Here is a 16,177-nt window from a genome sequence, read left to right as displayed (position 1 = left end):
CGGCAGCGACCCCAACCATGTGAAAGGGGATGTGACCGTGTTCGAGACCGACGACCATCACCAGCTTCGCGAAACCGTCCGGGCTTTCGCCGCCCACGAGATCGCGCCGCGTGTGGCCAGCATGGAGTCCGCCCAAGCCGTCGATGTCGAGACGTCCGCGTTGATCGCCCGGCAGGGGTGGATCGGGGTGACCATCCCTCGCGAGTACGGCGGTATGGGCGCCGGTCATCTCGCCAAGACCATCGTGATCGAGGAGCTGGCACGGGTGTCGGGGGCGATGGGTGCCATGGTCCAGGCGTCCCAGCTCGGCGCCGCCAAGATCTTGCACTTCGGTACCGAGCGGCAGAAGCGGCGGTGGCTGCCGCCGATCGCTGCGGGCGAGTGCCTGCCGACCATCGCGGTGACCGAAGAAGGATCGGGCGGGAACGTGCTGGACATGCAGGCCAGCGCCCACCGCGACGGCGACGAATGGGTGCTCAACGGTCGGAAACTCTACGTCGGCAATTCGCATGTGGGACATGTCCACGGCGTCGTTGTCCGCACCGGCCCGCCGGAGGGTCGTTCCCGGAGCCTGTCGGCGTTCCTGGTCGAACACGACCGGCCCGGCGTGCGGCTCGTCCCGTACGAGCCGTGCTTGGGACTGCACGGGTTCAGCTTCGGTGACCTGGTCATGCGGGACGTCCGGGTGCCGACGGCCAACATGATCGGCGCTGAAGGTGAGGGGCTGGATGTCGCCTACAGCTCGTCCGTCCTGTACGGACGGCCGAACCTAACCGCGGTCGCGCTCGGCATCCATCAGGCGCTGTTGGACGAGACCGTCGCCTTCGCCGCACAGCGCGATCGCCGCGGCGAGCCGCTGGCCAAGCTGGCCACGGTTGGGCAGCGGATCGGGCAGATCAAGCAGCGGCTGATGACCGCTCGCGCACTGGCCTACCAGGCCGTCGCCATGCTCGATCTCGGGCAGCCCTGCGATGACGAACTGATCAGCGCCAAGTACCGGGGCGTGGAGTCGCTGTGGGAGTCGGCCCTGGCGGCGATGAAGATTCACGCGGCGGCCGGGCTGCGGCGTGACCGTCCCATCGAGCGCCTCGTCCGGGACGCTTTCCACATGGATGCTCCAGCCGGGACCGGCGACATCCAGTTGCGGCGTCTGGCCGAGTCCGCCTTGGGCACCGGCAAGGGCCAGTGGTCGGTTCGCCTGGCCCACGTGACGGCCTTGCGCCCTCCGTCCCCCCACCCGCCGCCGCACGAGAGCCCGCCGCATGACCGCGTGGTGGGCACCATCCCAGCAATGACGACGCCCTGTTCCCTGACCTGCGGTGCGGCTCCCGGAACCGTCATCAGGCCCCCGAGTCCGGGGCCGCACCGCGCCCCCTTCCCTTCGTCGAAACCGGTCCCATGACTTCACCTGAGCTGCTCACGCCCGCCGAGGTCGCCGCCCTGTTCCGAGTGGACGCCAAGACCGTCACCCGCTGGGCAAGGCAGAAGAAGCTTTCCTCGATCCAGACGGTGGGCGGCCACCGCCGCTACCGCGCGAGCGAGGTCTACGAGCTGCTCAGCGCCGAGAGGTGCTCCAGTCGGCACACCCGGCTGGAGACGCTGGTCGACACCTACTACGACGGCGATGCCACCCGCGCACTGCTGGAAATGGCCGACCGGTACGGCCTCGCCGTCGCCGTCCTGGACCGCGCATGGTTCACCCGGTTCGCGCGACGCGACCTGACCGACATCGAGTGGAAACGCATCGCCGCGGAACTCGGGGGCTTCGGCCGCGCGATCCACCAGGCATGCGCCGCGCAACTGCTCGACTACGCCTCCGCGGTGCTGAGCACCGCAGGGCTCCTGCGCCCGGACACGACTGCCTCCGAACTACCGCCGCTTCCGGACACGGCCCGAGGTGACCAGGACACCGACGTCGGCGGCGTCGTAGTCAGTGAAGGGGGCTGCGACGCGCCTGCCACATCGCAAGCATCGTCGAGCTCTGACGTTCCGGCTTCCAGCTTGGACGACGTCAACAGGTCGGTACCGCATTCAGCGCGAGTCTGGGACTACCTCCTGGGCGGCATCGATCACTACGAGGCCGACCGGAAGGCCGCCGACACCTTCCAGGAGCTCTATCCCAACCTCGCGCATCTGGTGGCGGCGCAGCGCGGCTTCAAGCACCGGGCGATCCAATACCTCGCTGACCAAGGAGTGCGGCAGTTCATCGACATCGGCTGCGGCCTCCCGGCGACCGGTCACCGTACCGGTACCACCAACACCCACCTTGCCGCAGGCGCGGCATCCCCCTACGCCAGGACCGTCTACGTAGACAACGACCCGCTCGTGAGTACCCGCATCCGGGCGCTGCTGAACAGCGAACCGGGCTGTGGGGTCGGCCATGTCCGCGCCGACGTCGCCGACACCGAAACCGTCCTGGCCGGCGCCGCCCGCCATCTGGACCTCGGCAAGCCGGTCGCCCTCCTGCTGATCGGGGTGATGGGGCACATCGACAACACCGACGACGCGCACGCGGTCGTGCGCCGCTTGATGGCCGACCTGCCACCGGGCAGCTACCTGGCGCTCAGCGACGCGACCACCACCAGCACCGCACTCACCTGGGCTCAAGAGACCTACAACGCCACCAGCGCCACTCCGTACCGGCTTCGCAGCCCGGCGCGGATCGCGGAATTCTTCACCGGCCTGGTGCCCGTCCAGCCAGGTCTGGTACCGCCCGCACTCTGGCGACCCGGCCCCTCCCCGCAGGACCCCACCAAGACCGACGCACGATGCGCAGTCGCCAGGACGTGATGGCCCCATCCCCGCAGCGTCCCGCGCGATCGCGACATGAGCCCGGCTGGACCCCCACGACCAGCCGACCCGGCCTCACTCTTACGAAGGGAGCTCCACCGATGACGCACCTGCGGCTCAGCTACGTCAACATCGAACACGGCGGACGCACAACCACCGGCTACTCGGCCTACTCCGGCGACGGCGGCCCCTACGACTACGACCGGGTCACCGGGATGCTGCACGACGGGGACTGGCCCGACATCCTCGTCATCGGCGAAGGCGACCGCTACGAACTCAACGGCATGGAAGGCGCCTACGAGGCCGCCGCCGCGCTGCGGGACGCGGGCGGACCCGCCTATGTCCCACACCCATGCTCACTGCCCCGCGAATGGGGCATGTTCGCCCCCGTCATCTACGTCAACCCGCAAAAGGTTGTGGTCCGCCGGTTCTACTCCCACCGGCTGCCCGACTTCGCCTCCCGCAACCGCAACCTGCTGCTGTTCACCCTCCCCGGACGCACCGATCCCATCCGGATCGCCGCCACGCACGGCGACATCTACTCCGGCGACACCCGCCTCGCCGACAACCGGCGCTTCGACCGGCTCGCCGACCCGGCGATCCCGTGCGCGCTGCTGGGCGACTGGAACACCGTCCCCTCAGGCCCCCACTTCGAGCCCACCGACATGAACAAGCCCGGTCTCCACAACCCGCGCGCGATCAACTACCGCGTCCAGTGGAAAGGCGGCCCCGAACAGGCGGGCCCGCACGTCTACGACACCCGCGCCCTGGACGCGCTTTGCGGATGGTGGAACCCCGCCACGCAGCAGCGGGAGGGCGGCATCGGCTTCCACCATGTCGCCGACATGGCCAAGGACTACACCCCGACCCAGATCGAGCGGCCCAACGGCCACCAGTGCCTGGCGATCGACGGCATCCTCCTCAACGACCCCCTCGCCGACGCCTACGTGCCCGGCTCCTACCACGTCCACGACTTCCGCGACCCCGAGCATCCCGACTCCGACCACAAACGCATCAGCGTCACGGTCGACATCTGACGAAGCTCGGGAATTGCATCAGATGGGCGAGAAGTCGCAGGTCGGCAGTTCGCAGCCGGTACGGGACTGGCCTGAAGGCGTCTACGTCTACCTGATTGAACAGGAGGTTTGCCAGGTCCATCCCGTCTGATGCATGATCAGCCCTCCAGAAGGGATGGCCTGGAGTGGCGCAACAGCGGAAGATGACCCTTGCCGGAGCGGCTCGTTTGGAGCTCGTCTCCGGGGTGACGCAGCTACGACCCGAGGACACTATGTTCGACGCGATGCTGAGAGGGTGGCGGTCTCAGCAGAAAGCACGAGGCTTGAAGGACGATACGGTCGCCGACCGCGAAAAGCTGATTCGTCGCTTCCACGCATGGGTGAACGAGTACCCATGGCAGTGGTCCCCGGTGCACATGGACGAGTGGTCGGTCTACCTCACAAGCGAGCGGCATCTGGCGCCCTCCACCATCCGCAGTTACCAGGGCGATGTGCGTCTGTTCACCGAGTTTCTGGTCGATGGCCGTTACGGTTGGGGCCCCGCATGCGAGAAAGCCTTTGGCACTCATCCGGTGGCGATCTGTCACGAGTGGAACACCATCGCCCACCTCAACGACTACGAGGGCAACCCCGAAGCAAGACCCTTCACCCGGCAGGAACTGCAGCGTTTCCTGGACTATGCCGATGACCAGGTTGAACGTGCGGTCCGAGCAAAGCGCAAGGGAGCGCTTGCCGCCTATCGTGACGCTACCCTGTTCAAGGTCGTTTATGGGTGGGGCCTTCGTCGAACCGAGACCTCCAAGCTAGATGTGGTCGACTTCGGGCGGAACCCCCAAGCAGCACAGTTCGGCCCGTACGGCATGCTCAACGTTCGCTACGGGAAGGCGAAGAAGGGGCAGGCTCCGCGACGCCGGAACGTCTTGTCGGTGATGGAATGGGCAGTGGAGGCAGTTGCCGACTACGTTGAGAACGTTCGGCCGCGGTTCGGCTATGAAGGCCATCCGGCGTTGTGGCTGACTGAGCGGGGTGGCCGGGTCAAACCTGCCGAGATCAACGCCCGGTTCATCACTTACCGGGACGCATTGAAGCTGCCGAGAAGTCTCGTTCCTCATTCCTTAAGGCACTCATACGTCACGCATCTGACTGAGGATGCTGTCGATCGGCGCTTTATCCAGCAGCAAGTCGGCCATGAGTGCGACAGTTCCACTGCCATCTACACCCACGTCAGCGACGACTTCATGAACACCGCACTCAAACGTGCCCTGGCTCCCGCATTCGACACCCGCAAGGAAAGCAGGGCCGGACAGGAAGGACGTCGATGACAGGCAAACTCGACTACCGGTGGCACCTGCGGCAGGTCATGGCGACCCGTGACATGTTCTCGACCACCGATCTGCTCGAACCGCTCGCGGAGCGGGGCATCACGTTGTCGTCCAGTCAGGTCTACCGGCTGGTCGTGGAACGGCCCGAGCGGCTCAGCCTGAAGATCCTGATGGCTCTGCTGGACATTCTGGACTGCACGATGGAGGACCTCATCGAACCCACCGCTGCCGCCGGCACGGTCAAGAAGAGTAGAGCGGCCGGTGGCGGTACCGGGGTCGGAAGCCTTCGGCCCAGACGCGCCCGCATCACCCCGGTCGGAGAATGAGCACTGCCCTGGACGACGAAGTCGTCGATGACCCGATCGAGGTCATCGTCGATCTGGTGTCCACCATCGAGCGTGGTCTGGACGCCGACCGGATCTGCCAGGTGGTCACCGCGGTTGCGGGAGGACGCGCCAAACGCCGACGTCTCGCGCGTTTCCTCGTCGAGAACCCGCACGTCCTGACCAGCGGCGCATCTCCAGCACCGCGGTCGGCGGGCGAGTTGCTGCTGGCGTTGCGGGTTGCCGGCGCCCGCGATGTTGCCGCGCCGGTGTGTGGAGGGTGCGGTCGGCAGCTGCGGTCGCTGCGCAGTCTGGGCGGCGGGCTCTGGGGCTGTTCGCCGTGTTCGGTCAGACCGCAGGTCTGCGGTGGCTGCGGCAAGAGCCGGCCCGCGGTCACTCGTGACCGGCACGGCCGGCCACGATGCGAGAGCTGTCCCGACACCGATGGTGACCCGATAGAGACACTGACGCGCATCGTCAGCACGATCGATCCCGAGCTGAGCGCGGACACGATCGCCTCCGCTGTCCAGCGGACCCTGGTCCACCCTGGCGGGCAGCGCCGTCTGGCCTGGGCCATCGAGGCCAACCCCGCTCTTCTCACCGGAGCCGGCGCCGACGCCCCCACCCCGGCGGTGCTGCGGTTCATAGCCGAACTCTTCGCCGCCGGCGCTACCAAAATCGTGCGGCCGGCCTGTCCACGATGCGGCCACGTGAAGGCGCTGCCGGCACGGCTCACAGGACGGCGGGTCTGCCGGGCCTGCTACGCACAGGCCGTTGCCATCGCCTGCTCACGTTGCGGCGATGTCCGGGAACCCGCCACCCGCGATGCCGACGGCGCAGCCCTGTGCGCCAAGTGCCTGACCAGCGACCCGATCAACGCCGAGGAATGCTCTGCCTGCGGCCGCCGCCGGCCGGTCGCGATTCGCACACCGGAAGGCCCACGGTGCTCGACATGCCGGATCCGGCACGTCACGGCCTGCGGAATCTGCGGACGGCAGGCACAATGCGAGACATCCCGGGCCACCGGTCAGCCGTGGTGCACACGGTGCAAGCAGCGATGGATCCGGTGCAGCGCCTGCCGGGTCGTCGGCCCTCTGCGCGGCGGCACACTCAAGGCGCCATTGTGCGCCAGATGCGTCAACCCCGACCCCGATTTCTGGGTTTGCTGCCCGAGCTGCCAGCAGACCTGGCAGTTGAACACGCGCCCTTGCCAACGCTGCACTCTTGACCAGCGAGCACGCGAACTCCTTGGTGGCGGCACCGGCCAGGTCCGGGCCGCCCTGGCCCCACTGCACAAAGCACTCCAAGACGTCCAACGCCCCGACATCGTCATGCTATGGATCAGCCGTCCCCAGGTCAGCGCGATCCTCACTGAACTGGGTCTCGACTCCCGCCAACTCACACACGAGATCCTGGACGAACTACCGGCCAGCAAGACCCTCGCCCACATCCGCAGCGCCCTGGTCGCCACCGGCACGCTGCCCGGCCGTGATGAAAGGCTCATAAAGCTGGAGCACTGGATCGCAACGGCGCTGGCCTCCCGCCAAGACCGCGACCAGCGGCGCATCCTGCACGGATACGCGATCTGGCACCATCTCAGGCGGCTAAGGCAACGGCTGGGAACGGCGGCCCACACCACCCGCAACCAGGAACTCAGCATCCGCGGCCATCTCATCGCCGCCATCAACTTCCTGGACTGGCTGACCGAACACAACCTCAGCCTCGCCGGATGCACCCAACTCGACCTTGACCGATGGGCATCCGGTCAGGTCACCTATCGAGACCAGACCGCCCACTTTATCCGTTGGGCCGTCACTCACCGGCACTCCGCCAGTCTGGCGCTCCCCACCACCGGGTGGGCAGGACCACGAGGCCCCCACGACATCGACAAACGCTGGGACGACGCGCGTCGGCTCCTGCGCGACGACAACCTGACCACCCGCGACCGCGTCGCTGGTCTGCTGCTCCTGCTCTATGCCCAGCACCTGAGCACCATCAGCCGACTCACCACCGAGGACGTCGACACCCAAGGCGACAGCGTTACTCTTCGCCTGGGCGCCGTCCCGATCGTGCTGCCCGAACCAGTCGGCGATCTCGTCCTGGACCTGGTCAACGACCGCCGACCGGGCACCCTCATCGATGCGCCCAACGCGCCGCGCTGGCTATTCCCCGGCCGACGACACGGTCACCCCATCAGCGCGGGACAACTGCGCCAACGCCTGATCACCATCGGCATCCAACCCACCCGCGCCCGTTCCACCGCCCTGTTCACCCTGGCCACCCAACTACCCGCCGCGATACTCGCCCGCATGCTCGGCATCCACATCCAAGTCGCCGTCCGATGGCAGCGCGCTTCCGCCGGCGACTGGATGACCTACGCCGCCGACGTCAGCCTCCGAAAGCAGCACCCGTGAAAGCGTCGATAGCAGTCGCACAATTCCCTATCACCTGGGACATCGAACGGAACCTATCGGCCATCGCCACAATCCTCACTGAGACCATGCCCGACGAGATCGTCGTTATTCCCGAAGGCGCCCTATCCGGCTACGGCTCCGATCTCTCCGTCCTCGACCATCTCGATCTCGCTGCTCTCGGATACGCCATCGACCATCTCACCGATCTGGCACGCCAACGAGCCATCCACCTGTTCTGCGGCTCCCTGCTCTTTGAACACGGTGCCTGGTGGAACACCGCCCTCTACTTCTCACCGCATGGCACCAGATGGACCTACCGGAAGATCAACCTGGCAATGAATGAGCGGAGCCGCCTGGCAGCCGGCGGCGAACTGACCCCGCTCCGCCTCGAGCTGGCCGACGGCCCTCTCATCGTCGGTGTCCAGATCTGCCGAGAGATCCGCTTCCCCGAGCAGTGGCAGCACCTGGCCGACGCAGGAGCACAAGCCTTCATCTACCTCACCAACGCCGCCAACCCCATCGAACCCCCCGGAGTCTGGCAAAGCCACCTCATCAGCCGCGCAGCCGAGAACCAGCGGTTCGTCCTCGCCGCCAACATCGCCGACCCCAACCAGCACTGCCCCACCACAATCATCTCCCCACGAGGACAGACCCTCGCTGAACTACCCCCCAACCAGACCGGCCTGCTCAAAACGACCATCGATCCCGACGATGCCAGCACCTGGTATCTCGGTCAGCGACGACGCGACATCATCCACCTCCGCTACCAAGGCCGCACCACGCGGCAGGCATTCGGAGAGTTCTGATACCCAACGGTGCCGTTAGGTCGAGGGTCGCAGCACCTCACCAAAGCTCCACGCCCCCGCTGACAGGCGCGCAGGACCGGGGCGTCGGACCACACTCATCAGGCGCGCCATGGAGGTCACCATGACCATCACTCCCGAAAGGCCGGTCCAGGTCGAGCAGATCGGCCGAGACCCACGCGAACTGATCCCCGCCGCAGCGTTCGCGCTGCTGGTGGACGACGTCCGCAAGACCACGCACGCCACCCACGACTACTGCCAGCGCGTCGTCGGCCAGAACCTCCTGTTCCTCAAGGCCGTCGGCAACGTCCGTCGCGCCGAGCGCAAGGACCCGCGCAACTACGTTCGCATCGTCCCGACCCCGCCGGTGGACCAGGCGTGGCACCTGAGCCTGCAGCGCACCGAGGTGTACGTTCCCATGAGCTATCTGCTCGCCGACTCGTTCATCCACCACCGGCCGGTCATGGACGACGACATCCGGTCCGGCGCCGCCCTGGCCCGCACCATCCCGCAGCTCCACGCCACCGGCTACTACGTCGACCCGCAGTTCTGGGAGGGCGAGGCCGGCACCAGCTGCTGCCCGCCCGAATGCAACGACCAGGGCGGACGAGACTGGCGCGCCCTGCTGGACTGGAACGGCTTCCTGCCGAACGACACCCCGCTCACCATCCGCATCTGACAGAGGAAAGGGGCGCGCGTGCGTACCGCCTGGACCGACCTGCCCGGTGACCTGCGAACCCAGATCGAGGCAAACACCGGCCCGATCAGCCGCATCGAACCCGCCCGCACCGGAAACCATGCGGACATCGCCTCCACCCTGCACACCGCCGGCGGACCGGTCTTCGTGAAGGCCGCCCGCAAGCTGGCGGACAGGGACGGTCCCGAGGTCATGTCGCTGCGCCGCGAAGCCTCCGTCAACCCCGTGGTGTCCGAGTTCGCTCCCCGGCTCCTATGGCAGGCCGAAGCCGGGGAGTGGCTCGCACTCGGATTCGACCACATCCAGGGACGCCCCGCCGACTTCACCCCAGGATCACCCGACCTGGAGATGCTGGCCAAGACCATCCACGCCATCCAGAACGCCCCCTGCCCCGACACCCTGCGGCTGCTAGGCGAACGACGCTGGCAAAGGTACGCCGACGATGCGACCCGGCTGGCGGGCAACGCGCTGCTCCACACCGACCTGAACGAAGACAACTTCATCATCACCCCGGACGGCCGCGCCTACCTGGTCGACTGGGCGTTCGTCTCACGCGGAACCGCCTGGCTCGAACTGGCGCTGCTGGTCCCGTGGCTACTCAAGGCCGGCCACACGCCCCAAGCCGCCGACCAGTGGGTCTCCCAGTTCCCCTCCTGGGCCGAAGCCCCAGCAGCGGACATCGACATGTTCACCGCCGCATTCGCCCAGCAGTGGCGCACCACCAGCGAGGAACGCGACGACTCCTGGGTCCGGCAGCACGCCGACCTGACCCAACGCTGGGCGAACTACCGGCTGAGGAGTTAGCCCATGACCGCCTGGACGCAATTCCACCCCACCGAGCCCCTCACCACGCCGGACGGCCAGCGGGTCGGCATCGACGTGGAGATGGTCCCGCTCGTCCAACAGCTATGGCGACTCGGATTCCAGACCAAGGTGGCCTGCCAGGACGCAGGCGAAGCCGTACTGCAAGGCGGCACCCGGGCACCCGAAGCCGACCGTCCGCGCATCGCCGCGCGCACCATGGGGCGCGCATGGCTGATCGTCCGAGCCGACCAGGCCCCACGCCTTTTGGACGCCTTGGTCGAGGTGACCAGCACAGGCGACTGGAAGCTGTCCCCGGTGGTCAAGGACCGAGACCCGGACTTCTGGACCTCGATCACCTTCCCGCGGCACCAGATCGCCGTGGCCGCCACGCTCCTAGCGCGGGCGCAAGAAGACATTGTCAGAAATCCGGCTCCGGCCGCCGACGGAGACCCCGCTCAACCGCCTGCCGAAACCGCTCCTGCCCTCGATTCCGGCTGATGGCCCGGTTGACCGGGTCGCGAGGATCAGTGGGGTCGCTGGGCGGACGATGCCGTGATTCCAGCCGCTCGCGCGGGACCCTGCTGTAGTCCTGCCCGGCAATCGGAGCGACCTCACCGGCCGCCACACGTGCATGACGACCCACCTGGCCGTCCCGACGGATCTCAAGCCAGAGAAGACGAGCCCACCACGTGCGGTCTGGATGCTGCTCCCAGGCAAGCAGATACGCAGGACCACCGATGGCCCGATAGGTGACGACGGGCGGAATCCGCACGTCAGACCATTGGTCGATCGAACATGCGTTCTAGTATGCCTGCGCTACCTAGCGGATCTGCAAGCGGGCGAGCAGCGTGCCCCACGCCTTGCCAGCCGCCGCCTTACGCACGAAGGTCTATGGACCCGCGCCCTCAACAGGTGCACACTGCGAGCCATGGCCAACGCGCGGCACCTGCTGGGGCCAGACGGGATACGGGTCGAGGTGGTCACGCTCGGCGACGGCGACCTGGCCCTCGCCCAGGCTCACCACCGCGACGCCCGCGCCGGCCAAACCTGGTTCGTAGTGACTCAGCGAGGACGCCTCGTGGCGTACTGCCGCGACATCGAAGAAGTGGCCGAATACGTCAACCTCGCTGATCTCCGCGGCCCTGATGCAGCCGAGGGCGCCGGATAGTGCCCTTATCAAGAGCAAGATCAAGACGACCCCTGTGTTCAGGCCCGCAGCACGCCGTGCTTCTCCTCGTAACGAGATTCTGCCCCTGCCTGACGAAGTCTTCCGGCCGTCCCTACGCTCGGACCGTGCGCACTTGTCCTGATCACGACGCTCGTCGAGGACTACCAAGCCAACGTCAGCGGCGGCCTGGAGGGCGTCCACCCGGGGGACCCGCGAATGGGCACTGACAGGCACCGTTCAGTCCCGATTTCAGCGACACCCCGGGCTCAACTGCACGACCGGAGGGTCGCTGAAAAATCGACCAACATGGCCGCTCCTACGCCACGCGCGACCTGCGGCTTTACCATGGGGTCCTCATCGCCCCTGCGAGGGTTCGCAACCGGACGTCGTCCGGGTCGGCGCCCAGCATCCGGCAGATGTCCTCATCGCCCCTGCGAGGGTTCGCAACGTGCGCTCGGACCGCACGGGGGTCCGAGCCCATGAGGGTCCTCATCGCCCCTGCGAGGGTTCGCAACGCGCGCCGCCCGAGGACGACGCCGGCGCGCCGACCCGTCCTCATCGCCCCTGCGAGGGTTCGCAACCGGCCGCCCGCGCCGCGTCGCAGACCTACTACGTCGTCCTCATCGCCCCTGCGAGGGTTCGCAACGTGTCGCCCAGCGCCGGTTCCCACGACAGGCCCCGGTCCTCATCGCCCCTGCGAGGGTTCGCAACGCGAAGCTGCCGGTCAGTGTTTCGGTCCAGGTCGCGGTCCTCATCGCCCCTGCGAGGGTTCGCAACAGGCGGGCGGTGACGAGGTCGAGGTTTTGGGGGGGTCCTCATCGCCCCTGCGAGGGTTCGCAACGGCTTGTCGCAGGCGACGACAACCAGGCCGAGTTCCTGGTCCTCATCGCCCCTGCGAGGGTTCGCAACCCGGCGGCGGGCAGGACGGCGTACAGCAGGTCACCGGTCCTCATCGCCCCTGCGAGGGTTCGCAACACCTGCCGGGCCAGGTCGTTCGCGAGGGCCAGCGTCCTCATCGCCCCTGCGAGGGTTCGCAACCCCAGCACCGCGCACACCGCCCGCCACTTGGCCTGTCCTCATCGCCCCTGCGAGGGTTCGCAACCCGAAGAACAGGGCGAGATCCTCGCCGCGGCAGTTCGGTCCTCATCGCCCCTGCGAGGGTTCGCAACGCCATGGTGTGCGTGATCATGGCCTGCCCGAGACCGCGTCCTCATCGCCCCTGCGAGGGATCTCAAACGCATCTTCGGCGTCTGCCGCCGGGGCAGCCTCGGGGTTCGCCGTCTCGACGGCGGTTCGCAAGCCGTGATCGCGGACGAGGACCAGCGACAGGGCGAGTCGGCTCTACCCTGTTTTTCCACATCAAGCGATGTCGAAAGTCATAGGTTCATCGCGCTTGTAGCGGCGGTATTGCTTAGCCAGGGCGTCGAGTGGAAGCAGGGGCCATCGAGTGACGAGGCCGGTTGTCTTGTCGATGACCAGAGTGGTGACGGCTTCGACTGTGGGGACTGGGGGTGGATCGGGGATGGAGACCAGGATCGGGATGGCCTGGTAGCCGTCCTCGAACTCCTGGAGGTGGAGCACGATCGGGTCTTCCTGGCGGTCGGGTAGGTATTGGCGAGCGCGGCGCCAAGCCTCGGCGGCGTCGAGGGAGACGGAGCGGTTCGGGGTGAGCGGCGAGCCGTGGGCGGGGTGGGCCTCAGGGTTGAGGCCTTCGTCTTTCTGGCAGCAGTGCGTGCCGGACGAGCCTTCGGCTTGGAGCACTGTGGTCAGGGTCTGTGTGGTGATGAAGAGCAGGTCTTGGGCGTGGCGGAGGAAGTCCAGGGTGTGGTCATCGAGGTGGCTGGTAACGGACGGTTGGGTGAGAAGGCGGTCGATGGCATTGCGGTCGGCTCGTTCTGCGAGCGTACGAATGTTCATGATCCCTGGAAGGAGGTGAGCGTGGCGGTCACCGGCGGGGTGCATGGTCTCGTCCTATAGGTGGGAGGCGGGGCCGGGGACGCAGTGGGCGGGGAGGTGACACCGCGTCCCCGGGACGGAGGCCCCGGCTATAGCCGGGTGGTTCGTCAGGGCGCTGTTGTCGATGCGTGCGTCTCGTGGTGGCTGATGACGCGTTCGGCGGTTTCTTGGAGGTCGATCAGTGGCTGGCGGGTGTAGCGCTGACCGTCGCGCCAGGAGAACGCCTTGCGGTCGACCCAGATGTTCAGCGTTCCGGTGGTGAGGACGGAGACGCCGCTGTCATCGCTGTGACGGGTTGTGGGGACTCCGCGGGCGTTGAGTGCGGCATGCAGCCGGTCGGCTGCTGTCCTGGGAGCGCTGCGGACGCTGCCCCGGAATGCCTCCGGCCATGAGCTTGGTAGCCCGAGGGTGAACCAGACGCACTTGCCCGGTGCTGCGTTCAGGCGGGAGCGAGTCGGATGCGTACCAGCGCTGACGGAGAGGGCCATGACGATGGACAGCCCTTTGCCATGCTCATCGAGCAGATCGCCGTTGCGGATGGTCGGCCAGGCGTCACGGTGGATGTCGAAGATCGAGATGACCAGTTCCGGGCTTGGGTGAGTGCGCGCCCACATCCACAGTTCGGGCCGCGCCGTCGTCGAGGACGCGTGCGTAAGCGCGTTGGTGGCGAGTTCGGAGACCGCGAGCTTGGCGTCCTCGACCGGGTGGGGGGCGAAGCCCAACTGGCACATCGTCGTGGTGACGAGGAAGCGTGCGTGAGAGGGGGTGCTCAGATCGCCTGGGAGTTGGAAGGCGCAGGCTCCGCCGGTGGGGATACCGGCGGGGTTGGCGGTCAGCATCGGCCGCTCCTGCCCAGCGTCCTTGGCATGGTGTGGCGTCCGCGGGACCTGCCGCGCCTTCGGGAGATCCTGCGAATGGATCGGGACTGCCCGACCGGGCATGGCGTTGGCCTAGAGGTTCTCCGGTGTGCTTCTGCGGGTGAAGGAGCCTGCGGCTGGTAGTGCCGCGGTGTGCTTCTCTGGAGGGAGTCGATCCGTCGGCTCAGGTACGCCGGGGTGGTGCCTTCGATCAGTCGGGCGGTGCCGTCCTCCGCACGGATCAGAGCCCAGTAGCTGCCCGTGAAATCGCCGAACCAGATCGTGGCGTGAGGGAACTGATTACCGAGTTCGGCGACGGCCTCTTCAGGGTCGAGCACGCCTATCGTCCACGGTGCGGGCCTCTTTGACGGGCGTGGTGGGGGTCGGTCTGGCTCCCATCCGTGGAAGGGCGCTCGGCTGGTGGTGGGTGCCATCACCCGGAGAGGTGACGGATCCGTACGATCACGCATGGGTCGGAACTCCGGTTTCCGATCAAGGTCCCGGCCGGTGTTGGCGCACCGCGTCCGGGGCCGCTTCGTTCTTTCGGGGGCCGCTCTGGCTGGGTTGCCTGGTGGAGAGCGGCGGATTCCGCTGATCAAGTACCGCTCAGTGGCTTTCAGCGTCCAAGCGAACACAGGTCAGCATGCACCGCGAATCTGTGCGGCACAAGTGTGCGACATCAGATGATAGGAAATGCAGCCGGTTTGCCGGAAATGTCTGCGCAGGCAAGGACGGAAAACGCGCCTTTGTCGGCCAGCGGGACTTGTGCGGGGTAACTTGTGCCAAGCATGAAAGGGGGATTTGATGCCGCAACCGCGGGTCACAACGGTCCGGATGCGCCGCCTTGGCTCGGAGCTCCGCAAGCTGAGGGAAGGTGCCGGCTACACGATCGAGCAGGTCGCCGAGCACCTGGAGTGCTCGCCGTCACGGGTGAGCCGCATCGAGACAGGCAAGGCGCAGCCGCCCAAGCAGCGTGAGCTTCGGGATCTGCTGGAGTTGTTCGGCATAGCCGACGAGCGCGTCCGGGATACTCTCCTGCAACTGGCCAGGGAGGCGGCACGGCCCGGCTGGTACAACGAGTTCCAGGACGTCTTCCCGCCGCACTTCGGCTCCTACATCGGGCTGGAGAGCGAGGCCGCCGAGCTCCGGCACTTCGACAACCAGCTCGTCCACGGGTTGCTGCAGACTCCCGAGTACGCGCGTGAGGTGCTGCGCACGACATTGCCCAGCGAGGCGCCGAAGACGATCGACCGCCTGCTGGAACTCCGCCTCGCCCGGCAAAAGATCCTCGAGCGGAAGACCTCGCCGTTCTCCCTTTGGGTCATCTTGGACGAGAACGTGCTCCGCAGGGCGATCGGGGAGGCTCAAGTGATGCGCGAGCAGGTACGGCACCTGCTCGAAGCGATCGACACTCCCAACATCACCGTGCAGGTTCTACCCTTCAGTAAGGGTGCACACGTTGGGCTCGACGGACCGTTCTCGCTGCTCGGCTTCCCCGAGCCCACCGACCCGGACGTCGTGTACGTCGAAAGTCAGGCCGGTAACGCCTACCTGGAGCAACCGCACCAGGTGAGCCGGATGAACACCAAGTTCAACCTGCTGGTCGCTTCGGCGCTCGACCCCCGCGAGACGGCGTCCTTCCTGCACGGTATCAAAGAGGAGATGCAATGACCGACCCGTCCCCCTCCACCCTGAACTGGCGCAAGGCGACGGCCAGTCAGGGCAGCCAGGGTTGTGTCGAGGTGGCACCGCTCCCCGGGCTGGTCGCCGTCCGGGACTCCAAGGACCCCAACGGCCCGATGCTGCTGTTCGGACGTGCTGCATGGCTGCACCTGGCCGACCAGGTGGGCAGCGGCGAACTCGATCTCTGAGCAGCTGTCACATCTGGGGCTGCTGTGTAGGTGCCCGGACGCGACCTGGCGTCCTCCCGGATCGTCTGCTCCAACCGACCTGGCGAACCTGCTGCACCGGCGATCCGACCCCGACCAGCCGCCCTGCCCCCGGCCCCGAGGAACTCGCCCAATTCG

The 16,177-nt window shown here is 67.0% G+C and carries 15 protein-coding genes and 1 CRISPR repeat array; of the genes, 13 read left to right on the top strand and 2 right to left on the bottom strand.

Annotation, left to right across the window (positions count from 1 at the left end; all coding sequences use genetic code 11):
• Positions 1–37: 37 nt before the first annotated feature.
• From AL2_RS27225 to AL2_RS27175, 11 genes are all read left to right on the top strand, one after another.
• Complete coding sequence (locus AL2_RS27225; protein ID WP_245666973.1) at positions 38–1,402, top strand: acyl-CoA dehydrogenase family protein; 1,365 nt, start codon at positions 38–40, stop codon at positions 1,400–1,402.
• The gene (locus AL2_RS36790) at positions 1,399–2,790 is read left to right on the top strand and encodes a BldC family transcriptional regulator (protein ID WP_083946954.1); all 1,392 of its coding nucleotides are present in this window, start codon (positions 1,399–1,401) and stop codon (positions 2,788–2,790) included. The genes AL2_RS27225 and AL2_RS36790 overlap by 4 nt, the downstream gene beginning before the upstream one ends.
• A 101-nt stretch (positions 2,791–2,891) precedes the next feature.
• Complete coding sequence (locus tag AL2_RS27215) at positions 2,892–3,827, top strand: endonuclease/exonuclease/phosphatase family protein (protein WP_067638455.1); 936 nt, start codon at positions 2,892–2,894, stop codon at positions 3,825–3,827.
• Positions 3,828–4,078: 251 nt separating this feature from the next.
• On the top strand, positions 4,079–5,128 hold the full coding sequence (locus tag AL2_RS27210; protein WP_245666971.1) for a tyrosine-type recombinase/integrase: 1,050 nt from the start codon (positions 4,079–4,081) through the stop codon (positions 5,126–5,128).
• Positions 5,125–5,454 (top strand): helix-turn-helix domain-containing protein, encoded by a 330-nt coding sequence (locus tag AL2_RS27205; RefSeq protein ID WP_067638453.1) that lies wholly within the window; start codon positions 5,125–5,127, stop codon positions 5,452–5,454. Before AL2_RS27210 ends, AL2_RS27205 begins: the two co-directional genes overlap by 4 nt.
• Positions 5,451–7,865, top strand: coding sequence for a site-specific integrase (locus tag AL2_RS27200; RefSeq protein ID WP_067638451.1), 2,415 nt, complete (start codon positions 5,451–5,453; stop codon positions 7,863–7,865). Before AL2_RS27205 ends, AL2_RS27200 begins: the two co-directional genes overlap by 4 nt.
• A complete protein-coding gene (locus AL2_RS27195; protein WP_083946953.1) occupies positions 7,793–8,671 on the top strand; it encodes a carbon-nitrogen hydrolase family protein in 879 nt (292 codons plus the stop codon). Before AL2_RS27200 ends, AL2_RS27195 begins: the two co-directional genes overlap by 73 nt.
• 121 nt (positions 8,672–8,792) lie before the next feature.
• Entirely contained in the window at positions 8,793–9,347 is a 555-nt protein-coding gene (locus tag AL2_RS27190; RefSeq protein ID WP_067638447.1) for a glycine-rich domain-containing protein, read from the top strand.
• Positions 9,348–9,365: 18 nt separating this feature from the next.
• A complete protein-coding gene (locus AL2_RS27185) occupies positions 9,366–10,169 on the top strand; it encodes a phosphotransferase family protein (RefSeq protein WP_067638445.1) in 804 nt (267 codons plus the stop codon).
• A gap of 3 nt (positions 10,170–10,172) precedes the next feature.
• Entirely contained in the window at positions 10,173–10,667 is a 495-nt protein-coding gene (locus tag AL2_RS37725; RefSeq protein ID WP_067638440.1) for a hypothetical protein, read from the top strand.
• A 430-nt stretch (positions 10,668–11,097) separates the two neighbouring features.
• Complete coding sequence (locus tag AL2_RS27175) at positions 11,098–11,337, top strand: hypothetical protein (RefSeq protein ID WP_067638438.1); 240 nt, start codon at positions 11,098–11,100, stop codon at positions 11,335–11,337.
• Between the two features lie 350 nt (positions 11,338–11,687).
• A CRISPR array of direct repeats spans positions 11,688–12,573; the repeat unit is 30 nt; unit sequence GTCCTCATCGCCCCTGCGAGGGTTCGCAAC.
• A gap of 123 nt (positions 12,574–12,696) precedes the next feature.
• On the opposite strand, the gene AL2_RS27170 is transcribed toward AL2_RS27175, so the two are convergent.
• Together AL2_RS27170 and AL2_RS27165 are read right to left on the bottom strand one after the other, a co-directional pair.
• The gene (locus tag AL2_RS27170; RefSeq protein WP_157438402.1) at positions 12,697–13,254 is read right to left on the bottom strand and encodes an SUKH-4 family immunity protein; all 558 of its coding nucleotides are present in this window, start codon (positions 13,252–13,254) and stop codon (positions 12,697–12,699) included.
• Positions 13,255–13,400: 146 nt separating this feature from the next.
• A complete protein-coding gene (locus tag AL2_RS27165; protein ID WP_157438401.1) occupies positions 13,401–14,132 on the bottom strand; it encodes an ATP-binding protein in 732 nt (243 codons plus the stop codon).
• Positions 14,133–14,954: 822 nt separating this feature from the next.
• Here AL2_RS27165 and AL2_RS27160 point away from each other — a divergent pair.
• Positions 14,955–15,821, top strand: coding sequence for a helix-turn-helix domain-containing protein (locus AL2_RS27160; protein ID WP_067638431.1), 867 nt, complete (start codon positions 14,955–14,957; stop codon positions 15,819–15,821).
• Positions 15,818–16,021 (top strand): DUF397 domain-containing protein, encoded by a 204-nt coding sequence (locus AL2_RS27155; protein WP_067638429.1) that lies wholly within the window; start codon positions 15,818–15,820, stop codon positions 16,019–16,021. The genes AL2_RS27160 and AL2_RS27155 overlap by 4 nt, the downstream gene beginning before the upstream one ends.
• Positions 16,022–16,177: the final 156 nt, after the last annotated feature.

Source organism: Actinomadura latina NBRC 106108, assembly GCF_001552195.1.
Taxonomy (GTDB): domain Bacteria; phylum Actinomycetota; class Actinomycetes; order Streptosporangiales; family Streptosporangiaceae; genus Spirillospora; species Spirillospora latina.
Note: the sequence above shows the minus strand (reverse complement) of the source record. Positions and strands in the feature narration are given on the sequence as shown.

Coding starts and splice junctions, on each gene's coding strand:
- AL2_RS27215 (WP_067638455.1), top strand. CDS start 2,892: ATGACGCACCTGCGGCTCAGCTACGTCAACATCGAACACGGCGGACGC.
- AL2_RS27210 (WP_245666971.1), top strand. CDS start 4,079: ATGTTCGACGCGATGCTGAGAGGGTGGCGGTCTCAGCAGAAAGCACGA.
- AL2_RS36790 (WP_083946954.1), top strand. CDS start 1,399: ATGACTTCACCTGAGCTGCTCACGCCCGCCGAGGTCGCCGCCCTGTTC.
- AL2_RS27205 (WP_067638453.1), top strand. CDS start 5,125: ATGACAGGCAAACTCGACTACCGGTGGCACCTGCGGCAGGTCATGGCG.
- AL2_RS27200 (WP_067638451.1), top strand. CDS start 5,451: ATGAGCACTGCCCTGGACGACGAAGTCGTCGATGACCCGATCGAGGTC.
- AL2_RS37725 (WP_067638440.1), top strand. CDS start 10,173: ATGACCGCCTGGACGCAATTCCACCCCACCGAGCCCCTCACCACGCCG.
- AL2_RS27160 (WP_067638431.1), top strand. CDS start 14,955: ATGCCGCAACCGCGGGTCACAACGGTCCGGATGCGCCGCCTTGGCTCG.
- AL2_RS27190 (WP_067638447.1), top strand. CDS start 8,793: ATGACCATCACTCCCGAAAGGCCGGTCCAGGTCGAGCAGATCGGCCGA.
- AL2_RS27155 (WP_067638429.1), top strand. CDS start 15,818: ATGACCGACCCGTCCCCCTCCACCCTGAACTGGCGCAAGGCGACGGCC.
- AL2_RS27195 (WP_083946953.1), top strand. CDS start 7,793: ATGGCAGCGCGCTTCCGCCGGCGACTGGATGACCTACGCCGCCGACGT.
- AL2_RS27175 (WP_067638438.1), top strand. CDS start 11,098: ATGGCCAACGCGCGGCACCTGCTGGGGCCAGACGGGATACGGGTCGAG.
- AL2_RS27170 (WP_157438402.1), bottom strand. CDS start 13,254: ATGAACATTCGTACGCTCGCAGAACGAGCCGACCGCAATGCCATCGAC.
- AL2_RS27165 (WP_157438401.1), bottom strand. CDS start 14,132: ATGCTGACCGCCAACCCCGCCGGTATCCCCACCGGCGGAGCCTGCGCC.